Source organism: Mycobacterium sp. (assembly GCF_008709575.1).
In the GTDB taxonomy this organism is placed as follows: domain Bacteria; phylum Actinomycetota; class Actinomycetes; order Mycobacteriales; family Mycobacteriaceae; genus Mycobacterium.
In genome coordinates this window covers 43501-53418 of record NZ_VYIK01000020.1, presented here as the reverse complement: position 1 = coordinate 53418, position 9918 = coordinate 43501, and the positions used below count along the sequence as shown (strand labels likewise).

Here is a 9918-nt window from a genome sequence, read left to right as displayed (position 1 = left end):
CTCGTCGAGCAGGTAGGCAACCCCTTCGCCGGTTTTGCCCGATACCCGCAGCACGTCGTCGGGCCCGCAGCCGACGATGTGGGCGATCTCGGCCGCGTAGCGGGCCGGATCGGCGGCGGGCAGGTCGATCTTGTTGAGCACCGGGATGATCGCCAAGTCGCGGTCCAGCGCCAGATACAGGTTGGCCAGCGTCTGCGCCTCGATGCCCTGGGCGGCGTCCACCAGCAGCACCGCGCCCTCGCAGGCCGCCAGCGCCCGCGACACCTCGTAGGTGAAGTCGACGTGGCCGGGGGTGTCGATCAAGTGCAGCACATAGTCGCCTCCGGCGTCGGGGCCGGCCGCGACCCGCCAGGGCAGCCGCACGTTTTGCGCCTTGATGGTGATGCCGCGCTCGCGTTCGATGTCCATGCGGTCCAGGTATTGCGCACGCATCGAGCGCTCGTCGACGACGCCGGTCAGCTGCAACATGCGGTCCGCCAGGGTGGACTTGCCGTGGTCGAGGTGGGCGATGATGCAGAAGTTGCGAATCTGCGCCGGCGCCGTGAAGGTGTGATCAGCGCTGATGGGAATCTCCTGGTCGACGGGGTTCAGGCGGCCGTGGCTCCAGGGTATCCGGACAGCCTCGCGGGGGTCCAAGTCCTATGCTGCGACCATGGCGTCGGCAGGCAAGTCGCAGCGGCAGACGTGGCAGCGGTTCGCCGCAAACCTGGTATCGCTGGCCGTCGGTGAGGTTCCGGCAGTCCTGCGCCGGCTGCACGACTCGGTCGCGGCCGAGCAGAGCATCGGGCCGGTGATCAAACAGGGCATCCGGCGCGGCATTGCGCAGGGTCTGCGGCTGGGCATCGACCTCATCGCCGGCAGCGCGCCGACACCGCCGACCACGATCACCCCCGGGCGGCCGGTGACCAACCGCAGCGTCCCCACCGCGTGTCGAGCCCGCACGCTGGTCTACGCCCCCGACCTCGACGGCCCGGCCGATTCCGGCGAGATCGTCTGGACATGGCTGGTCCACGACGACCCCACCCGCGGCGAGGACCGCCCGGTGCTGGTCGTGGGCCGCGACCAGGACACCTTGCTGGGGCTGGCGCTGTCGGACCGGCAACAGCCCGCCCCGGGCCAGCAGTGGGTCGGGATCGGCAGCGCCGGCTGGGCGCGGCTGGATCGGGTGCTCGACGTGCCCGAGGAGAGCATCCGCCGCGAGGGCGCGATCCTGGGGCGCGAGGCCTTCGACGTGGTGGCCGCGCGGCTGCGGGCCGACTACTCGTGGCGCTGAGCGGTCAGCCCTGACTGATGTAGGACTGCAGCTGGGCGTGCTCGGCTTCGAGCTCTTCCATCCGGGTCTTCACCACGTCGCCGATGCTGACGATCCCGACCAGTTTGCCGTCCTCGACGACCGGGATATGGCGCACCCGATGGTGGGTCATCAGCGCGCTGAGGCTGTCCACCGTGTCGTTCCTGGTGCACGTCGACACGACCGGGGTCATGATTTTCGACACCGGCCGCGACAACACCGAAGCGCCGTGTACGTGCAGTTGGCGCACGATGTCGCGCTCGGAGACGATGCCGACGACGCCCTCGGGCGCAACGACCACCATCGCGCCGATGTTGTGTGCGGCGAGCCCGGCCAGTAATTCGGTCACCGTCGCGTCCGGATTGATCGTTACCACCGCGGCACCCTTGTTCCGCAGTACATCAGCGATGCGCATCGAGCCCTCCAGCTCTGTCAGGCCTCACCGAGGCTTCAGGGCCATAGGTTACGCCAACGCGGGGGATGATGGGATCGCTGATGTGCACATCGGTCGGTCTCGATCCGCGCATACCATCCGGATCAGATACCGCGGGTAGACGGCAGGAGGTGGCTCGTTGTCCACGGCAACGTCGGGTTCCGCGCCGCCGGCCGCCTGGTACGACCCCGACCGGCTGCTCGCCGGTTACCGCGCCGCCTGGGCCCAGGAGGCACTGTTCGACCTGCGCAGCGGATCCGCGGGTGTGGTGGGGTACGACGAGTTCATCGACGCCGCCGGCAACATCCGGCCGGACTGGTCGGCGTTCGCCGAGGTGGTCGGCGAACGCGGGCGCGCGGGCCTGGATCGGCTGCGCGCGACGGTGCGCGCCCGGCTGGACAACGAGGGCATCACCTACATACCGATCGACCACCGCGACGGCGCAACCGGCGACGGCCACGGCCTTGCCGCGCCCGCACCCTGGCAGCTGGACGCACTGCCGCTGCTGGTCTCACCACAGGACTGGGCCACGCTGGAATCCGGTCTGGTACAACGCAGCCGGCTGCTCAACGAGGTGCTGGCCGACCTCTACGGTCCGCGGCACTCGGTCACCGGCGGGATCTTGCCGCCCGAGTTGTTGTTCGCCCACCCCGGGTATGTGCGCGCGGCCAGCGGGATCGAGATACCGGGCCGGCACCAACTCTTCCTGCACGGCTGCGACGTCAGCCGGGACAGGTCCGGGAACTTCCTGGTCAACGCGGACTGGACCCAGGCGCCGTCGGGAGCCGGATACGCGCTGGCCGACCGCCGGGTGCTCGCGCACGCGGCTCCCGACCTCTACCAGCGCGTCGGGCCGTGTCCCGTCTCGCCGTTCGCGCAGACCTTGCGGTTGGCGCTGATCAACGTGGCGCCCGAGGCCGCCGCGGATCCCGTGGTGGTGGTGCTGACCCCGGGCACCTACTCCGAGACCGCCTTCGACCAGGCCTATCTGGCGTCGGTGCTGGGGTTCCCGCTGGTGGAAAGCGCTGATTTGGTGGTCCGGGCCGGCCGGTTGTGGATGCGCTCGCTGGGCACGCTGAAGCAGGTCGACGTCGTGCTGCGACGGGTCGACGCCGACTACGCCGATCCGCTCGATCTGCGCTCCGATTCCCAGTTGGGGGTGGTCGGGCTGGTGGAGGTGCTCCGGCGCGGGGCGGTGACCGTGGTCAACACCCTCGGCAGCGGGATTCTGGAAAGCCCCGGACTGCTGCGGTTCCTGCCCGAACTGGCCCGGGAGCTGCTGGGGGAAACCCCGCAGCTGGCGACGGCCCCGCTGTACTGGGGCGGCATCGACGCCGAGCGCTCGCACCTGCTCGCCCGGCTGTCGTCGCTGCTGATCAAGTCGACGACCGGTGGCCGGACGATCGTCGGGCCGGAGCTGTCCTCGGGGCAACGCGAGGCTCTGGCGGCACGCATCGAGGCCGCCCCGTGGCAGTGGGTCGGTCAGGAACCGCCGCAGTTCTCGTCCGCGCCGAGCGACCACTACCCGGTCGGACTGGCGCCCGCCGGCGTCGGGATGCGGTTGTTCACGGTGTCACAACGCGGCGGCTACGCTCCGATGATCGGCGGCCTGGGGTACGTCTTAGCACCCGGAAGCGCGGCGTATACATTGAATACCGTTGCCGCCAAGGATATCTGGGTGCAACCGCAGATCCGGGCCCAGGCCGAGGTCACGGTGCCGCCGGTCGAGCCGCCCACGGTCAAGCCCAGCGGCACCCGCGGTGTCAGCTCGCCGCGGGTGTTGTCCGACCTGTTCTGGCTGGGACGCTACGCCGAACGTGCCGAGAACATGGCCCGATTGCTGACCGTCACCCGTGAGCGCTACCACGAATTCCGCAACCGTCCCGAGATGGCGGGCAGCGACTGCGTGCCCGTGCTGCTCGCCGCGCTGCGGCAGGTGACCGGCACCGCCGCCGAGGTTTCCGACGCCGAGCGGGTCGCTGCCGCGCCACGGATCCTGTGGTCGTTGACCGCCGACCCGCAATGCCCGGGGTCGCTGGCGCAGTCGGTGGAACGCCTCGGTGTGGCGGCCCGGGCGGTGCGCGACCAGATGTCGAGGGACACCTGGATGGTGCTCGGCGGTGTCGAGCGGGCCCTGGCGGAGTTGGCGAACGCACGCCCGGTCCCGCCCGGCGAACCGGCGGCCGACGACACCGCGCTCGGCGCCGCGCACGCCCTGACGCTGGCGGGCATGCTGGCGCTGTCCGGGGTGGCCGCCGAATCGATGGTGCGCGACGTCGACTGGACCATCGCCGACATCGGCAAACGGATCGAGCGGGCGATGTGGCTGACCGGATTGCTGCGCGCCACCCTGGGACAGGCCCGCAGCCCCGCCGCCGAGCAGGCGATCATCGAGTCCACCCTGGTGGCCTGCGAGTCGGCGGTGATCTACCTGCGGCGCAACGTGGGTACGGACAGCGTGGGCGCGGTGGCTGAGCTGGTGCTTTTCGAGCCCGAAAACCCGCGCTCGCTGGTGTACCAGTTCGAGCGGCTGCGCGCCGATGTGCAGACACTGCCCGAGGCTTCCGGCTCCGCGAAAGCCGAACGGTTGGTCGACGAGGTCGCCACCCGGCTGCGCCGTCTCGACCCGGCCGACCTCGACGTGGTGACCGCGGCGGGTGAGCGCGCCGAACTGACCGCGTTGCTCGACGGTTTGCACGAGGGACTGCGTGACTTGTCCGGCATCATCACCGCGACCCAGCTTGCGATGCCCGGCGCGATGCAGCCACTGTGGGGGCCTGACCGGCACCGGATGACGCCGTGACCGAATTGTCCCGCCGGCCGCGCGCTCGCTGCTATCACATCACCCACCGCACGGAATACCGCTACTCCGATGTCGTGACCAGTTCCTATGGCCGCGGGTTTCTCACGCCGCGCGACGGCGAGCGGCAGCGTTGCCTTTCCCACGAGTTGCGGATCGAGCCCGCACCCGCCGACTGCTCGATCAGCCGCGACATCTACGGCAACGTGAGTTCGTATTTCCACGTCACCGAACCGCATCGGCGGCTGACGATCGTCAGCGACGCCGTCGTCGAAGTGGACCCGCCGGCTGCGCAGTGCTACGAGTCCGGATCGGCGCAAGCCCCCTGGGAGGCGGCCCGCCCGTCCGGACCGGACGGCGCACTGGCCACCGAGTTCACCCTCGACCTGAATCCCCCCGAGATCACCGACGACGTGCGCGCGTACGCCGCACCCAGTTTCGCCCCGGCGCGCCCGCTGATCGAGGTGCTGCGCGACCTGGCCGGAAAAATCTACGCCGACTTCACCTACCGCTCCGGCTCGACGACCGTGTCCACGAAAGTCACCGAGGTGCTGGCGGCCCGCGAGGGAGTCTGCCAGGATTTCGCCCGCCTCGCGATCGCCTGCCTGCGCGCCAACGGCCTGGCGGCGCGCTACGTGTCGGGCTATCTGGCCACCGACCCGCCGCCGGGTAAGGACCGGCTGGCCGGTATCGACGCCACCCATGCCTGGGTGGAGGTGTGGACGCCGCAAAACCGTTGGCTCGGGCTGGATCCCACCAACAACCAGCTGGTCGACGAGCGCTACGTCGTCGTGGGCCGCGGTCGCGATTACGCCGATGTGCCGCCGCTGCGCGGCATCATCTACACCAACTCCGAGACCAGCGTCATCGACGTCGCCGTCGACGTGGCGCCCTGTGAAAGTGATGTGCTGCATGCGTGACTTCAGCTGTCCCAACTGCGGCCAGCGCCTGCGATTCGAGAACTCGGTATGTCTGTCCTGCGGTGCTGCACTGGGATTCTCCCTCGACGAGATGGCCCTGCTGGTGATCGCGGACGAGCCCGACCACGCCGGCGCGGTGGACGCCGACAAACACCAACTGTGTGCCAATCTTCATCTCGCCGAATGCAATTGGCTGGTCGATGCGGGCCAATCCGGCAGGTTGTGCGCATCCTGCTCGTTGACCCGACAGCGGCCCAACGACTCCGACGCCAAGGCATTGGCGGCCTTCGCCCGGGCCGAGCAAGCCAAGCGCAGGCTGATCGCGGAGTTGCACGAGCTGAGGTTACCGATCGTCGGCCGCGCCGAGGACCCCGAGCACGGGCTGGCGTTCGACCTGTTGTCGAGTGAGTTCGAGAAGGTCGTCACCGGGCACGATAGGGGCGTCATCACACTGGATCTGGCCGAAGGCGACGACGTGCACCGCGAGCAGCTGCGCGTCGCGATGCGCGAGCCCTACCGCACGCTGCTCGGGCACCTGCGGCACGAGATCGGACACTACTACTTCTACCGGCTGATCGGCCCGTCACCAGATCACCTGGCGCGCTTCGGCGAGCTGTTCGGCGACCCCGATGCCGACTACCAGCAGGCGCTGGACCGGCATTACCGCCACGGGGCGCCGGACGGGTGGGAGCAGCGCTTCGTGTCGTCGTATGCGTCCATGCACCCGGCCGAAGACTGGGCGGAGACATTCGCGCACTACTTGCACATCCGCGACGTGCTGGACACCGCGGCTGCGTGCGGTTTCGCGCCGGCCGCGGCGACGATCGAACGGCGGGTGCTGGGCCCCAGCGCTTTCTCCACGATCGTCGACATGTGGCTGCCGTTGTCCTGGTCGCTGAACATGGTGAACCGTTCGATGGGCCACGAGGACCTGTACCCGTTTGTGTTGCCGGTCGCCGTGCTGGAGAAGATGGGATTCGTCCACGCCGTCATCGACGAGGTGGCGTCGTCCTAGTCCTTAGCTGTCCTTAGCTCCGAGTCCGCCGTCACCGCAGCACGGTCCGCACCCGCCGCAGGTCGAGGATGCCCGGCGCGCCGACGTCGGTGGCCAGCCGGGCCTGTTTCTCCCGGATGTCGGCGACGTCGAGGGCGCCGGGGCTGAAGCCGATGGCCTCGAAACGGCGGCTGCGCCGCGCCTCGGCCTCGACGGCGTTGACGGGCGGCTCGTCATAGGCGCGCCCGCCGGGATGGGCGACATGGTAGGTGCAGCCGCCGCGGGAGACGGCGGTGGCGACGTCGGCCAGCTCGAACCGCAGCGGGCTGTCGACTCCGAGGGTGGGGTGCAGCGCGCTGGGGGGCTGCCAGGCCCGGAACCGCACCCCGCCGACCCGGATGTCGGGGTTGTCGGTGGCCAGCAGCGGCAGCGGGTAGCCGTTGCACAGCACCACGTGACGGTCAGGGTCGGCGCCGATGGTGCGGACCTGGATACGCTCCACCGACGAGTCGACATAGCGGGCGGTGCCGCCGGCGGTGGCCTGCTCGCCGAGGGTGTTCCACGGCTCGATCGCGCCGCGCAACTCGATCTCCACGCCGTCGAACACGGCGGTGCCGATACGGGGGAAGCGGAATTCGGTGAACGGGTCCAGCCAGCTGGTCGCAAAGTCGATGCCGTGTGCGCGCAGGTCGGCGGCCACCTCGGCGATGTCGTGGATCAAGAAGTGCGGCAACAGATAGCGGCCGTGCAGGTTAGCGCCGTGACGGATCAGCGGAGCGCGCAGCGGTTCGTCCCAAAACCAGGCCACCAGCGAGCGCACCAGCAGCGACTGCACCATCGCCATGTGCGGGTGCGGCGGCATCTCGAACCCGCGCAGTTCCAGCAGGCCCAGCCGGCCGCGGGTGCTGTCGGGGTTGTAGAGCTTGTCGATGCAGAACTCGGCGCGATGGGTGTTGCCGGTGATGTCGGTGAGCAGATGCCGCAGCGCGCGGTCGACCAGCCACGGCTCGGCCCGGTTGTCCCCGGGACGCACCCCCGCAGCGAGCCGGGCGATCTCGGCGAACGCGATCTCGAGTTCGTAGAGGGCCTCGGCACGGCCCTCGTCGACGCGCGGCGCCTGCGAGGTGGTCCCCACGAACCGCCCCGCGAACACGTAGGACAGCGCCGGGTGCCGCTGCCAGTAGGTCAGCAGCGAGACCAGCAGGTCCGGGCGGCGCAACAGCGGCGAGTCGGCGGGCGTGATACCACCCAGCGTGATGTGGTTGCCGCCGCCGGTGCCGCCGTGGGTGCCGTCGATGTCGAACGACTCGGTGGACAACCGGGCCAGCCTCGCCTGCTCGTAGAGCGTTTCCAGCTGCCGGCGCTGGTCGGCGAAGGTGGCGGTGGGCGCGATGTTGACCTCGATCACACCGGGGTCGGGGGTGATCGTCACCGACGTGCACCGCGGGTCCGGCGGCGGGCCGTAACCCTCGACCACCACCGGGCAGCCGAGGTGCCCGGCCGCCGTCTCGACCCGGGAGACCAGGTCGGCGAAGTGCTCGAGCGCCCCGGTGGGCGGGATGAAGATGTGCAGCAGCCCGCCGCGGACCTCGGCGACCATCGCGGTGGGCGGCGCGGTGTCGGGGTCCTCGATCACCGCCGCGTCCGACGTCGGGCCGGGCGATGGGCGGGGTCCCGTCGGGTCGACGTCGAGCACCGGGCGCGGCGGCCGCCAGCTGATCGCATCCAGCGGGAGCCGCAGACCCGCCGGCGAATCGCCGTCCACCAGCACGATGCGGCCTCGGCGCAACCGCCAGTTCGCGCTGGCCCAGCCGAGGTCGTCGTCGCGCCGGTGCAGCGGCAGCACGAACGCCGCCGGGCCGGTGACGGATTCGTCGAGCCGCCGCAGCAGCGCAGCGCGGCCGGCGGCGCTGTCGGGGCCTGCTTCGGGGCCTGCGTCGGGGCTCAAGTCGTCGGCAGCATCAACCGGATCACCGCTGGGCAGGCGCACTTTGGCCGCCAGCCGCGCCAGCGGGTCTTCGTAGGCCGGCCGCACCTGGCTCAGCGGCAGCCCGAGACCCTCGGCGATCCCGGCCAGCACCTGATAGGCCGCCTGGTCGTCGGCCGGCGTGGCCGGCTCGCTGCCCCAGGGGTCGGCCAGCAGCGTGTCGTCGCTCCACAGCGGCTGCCCGTCGGTGCGCCAGTAGATCGCAATCTGCCAGCGCGGCAGGGGCTCTCCGGGATACCACTTGCCCTGCTCGCGCTGAATGAGCCCGTGCGGCGCCCACACCGCCTTGAGCCGGGCGGCCAGATCCGATGCCCGCCGGCGCTTGTGCGGGCCGTCGGCGGCGGTCCGCCATTCCTCGTCGACGTGGTTGTCCACCGACACGAACGTCGGCTCGCCGCCGACGGTGAGCCGGACGTCGGCAGCGGCCAGCCGGTCGTCGACGTGCCGGCCGACCGCACAGATCGCTTTCCACGCCGCGTCGGTATAGGGCAGCGTGACGCGGGGGTCTTCGTGGATGCGGGTGACGGTGTTGGAGAAGTCCAGCACCGTGTGGCAGACCCCGGTGGCGCCGCTGATCGGTGCCGCGCTCGCGGGGTGCGGCGTGGCCGCCAGCGGGATGTGGCCCTCGCCGGCGAGCAGCCCCGACGTCGGGTCCAGCCCGATCCAGCCCGCACCCGGGATGTATGCCTCGGCCCAGGCGTGCAGGTCGGTGAAGTCCGCGTCGGGCCCGGACGGCCCGTCGAGGGCCTCGACGTCGGAGGCCAGCTGGACCAGGTAGCCGGAGACGAACCGGGCGGCCAGCCCCATCTCGCGCAGCACCGACACCAGCAGCCAGGCCGAGTCCCGGCACGAGGCGACACCGGTGCGCAGGGTGCAATCCGGGGTCTGCACTCCGGGCTCCAGGCGCACGGTGTAGCCGACCTCGGCGTTGATCGCGCGGTTGAGCGCAACCAGGAAGTCGATGGTGCGGGTGCCGTCGGGCACCGAGAAGTTGCGCACCCACGCCGCGACGAGCTCGCCGGGCCCGGAACCCTCGCCATTCTCGTCGACGGGCCGCAAGTACGGTTCGAGGTCGTCGGCCAGCGCTTTGGGGTAGCGGAACACGGGCGCAGCGCCGACGGTGCCACGAGGAACGCCGGGCCATGTCTCGGCCCAGTCCTCGATGAAGAAGTCGAACGGGTTGATCACCTTCAAGTCGGCGATGAGCCCGACGGTGATGCTCAGGTGACGCATGCGGTGCGCGAAGACCAGCCGGGCGACGAAGTTACCGAAGGCGTCCTGCTGCCAGTTGATGAAATGGTCGGCCGGCTCGACGCGCAGCGAGTAGGCCTCTATCGGCGTTCGCGTGTGCGGCGCCGGGCGCAGCCGCACGACGTGCGGATACACCTCGACCAGCCGGTCGAAGGTGTAGCTGGTGCGGTGCTCCAGCGCGACTTTGATGCCCATAAAACCTGATCACATCACACGAATCCGGCCGTCGCAGCGCGCGTGCT

The 9918-nt window shown here is 70.3% G+C and carries 7 protein-coding genes; 4 read left to right on the top strand and 3 right to left on the bottom strand.

What is annotated here, in order from left to right; translation table 11 throughout:
- A partial coding sequence (locus F6Q13_RS06600) for a GTP-binding protein (RefSeq protein ID WP_293054160.1) occupies positions 1–636 on the bottom strand: 636 nt, incomplete at its 3' end.
- 16 nt (positions 637–652) lie between these two features.
- Between F6Q13_RS06600 and F6Q13_RS06595 the strand changes: the two genes are divergently transcribed.
- Positions 653–1273, top strand: a complete 621-nt coding sequence (locus F6Q13_RS06595) for a type II toxin-antitoxin system PemK/MazF family toxin (protein ID WP_293054157.1) — start codon at positions 653–655, stop codon at positions 1271–1273.
- A 4-nt stretch (positions 1274–1277) separates the two neighbouring features.
- On the opposite strand, the gene F6Q13_RS06590 is transcribed toward F6Q13_RS06595, so the two are convergent.
- Complete coding sequence (locus F6Q13_RS06590) at positions 1278–1706, bottom strand: CBS domain-containing protein (protein ID WP_293054154.1); 429 nt, start codon at positions 1704–1706, stop codon at positions 1278–1280.
- Positions 1707–1863: 157 nt separating this feature from the next.
- Here F6Q13_RS06590 and F6Q13_RS06585 point away from each other — a divergent pair, with 157 nt between their 5' ends.
- Genes F6Q13_RS06585 through F6Q13_RS06575 form a run of 3 tightly spaced genes read left to right on the top strand, consistent with a single transcriptional unit; the run spans position 1864 to position 6459 of the window.
- Positions 1864–4527, top strand: coding sequence for a circularly permuted type 2 ATP-grasp protein (locus tag F6Q13_RS06585; protein ID WP_293054151.1), 2664 nt, complete (start codon positions 1864–1866; stop codon positions 4525–4527).
- The gene (locus F6Q13_RS06580; protein ID WP_293054148.1) at positions 4524–5444 is read left to right on the top strand and encodes a transglutaminase family protein; all 921 of its coding nucleotides are present in this window, start codon (positions 4524–4526) and stop codon (positions 5442–5444) included. The genes F6Q13_RS06585 and F6Q13_RS06580 overlap by 4 nt, the downstream gene beginning before the upstream one ends.
- Positions 5437–6459 (top strand): putative zinc-binding metallopeptidase, encoded by a 1023-nt coding sequence (locus tag F6Q13_RS06575; RefSeq protein ID WP_293054145.1) that lies wholly within the window; start codon positions 5437–5439, stop codon positions 6457–6459. Before F6Q13_RS06580 ends, F6Q13_RS06575 begins: the two co-directional genes overlap by 8 nt.
- A gap of 31 nt (positions 6460–6490) precedes the next feature.
- Here the strand turns inward: F6Q13_RS06575 and F6Q13_RS06570 are convergent, their stop codons facing one another.
- Entirely contained in the window at positions 6491–9871 is a 3381-nt protein-coding gene (locus tag F6Q13_RS06570) for a transglutaminase family protein (RefSeq protein ID WP_293054142.1), read from the bottom strand.
- Positions 9872–9918 lie beyond the last annotated feature (47 nt).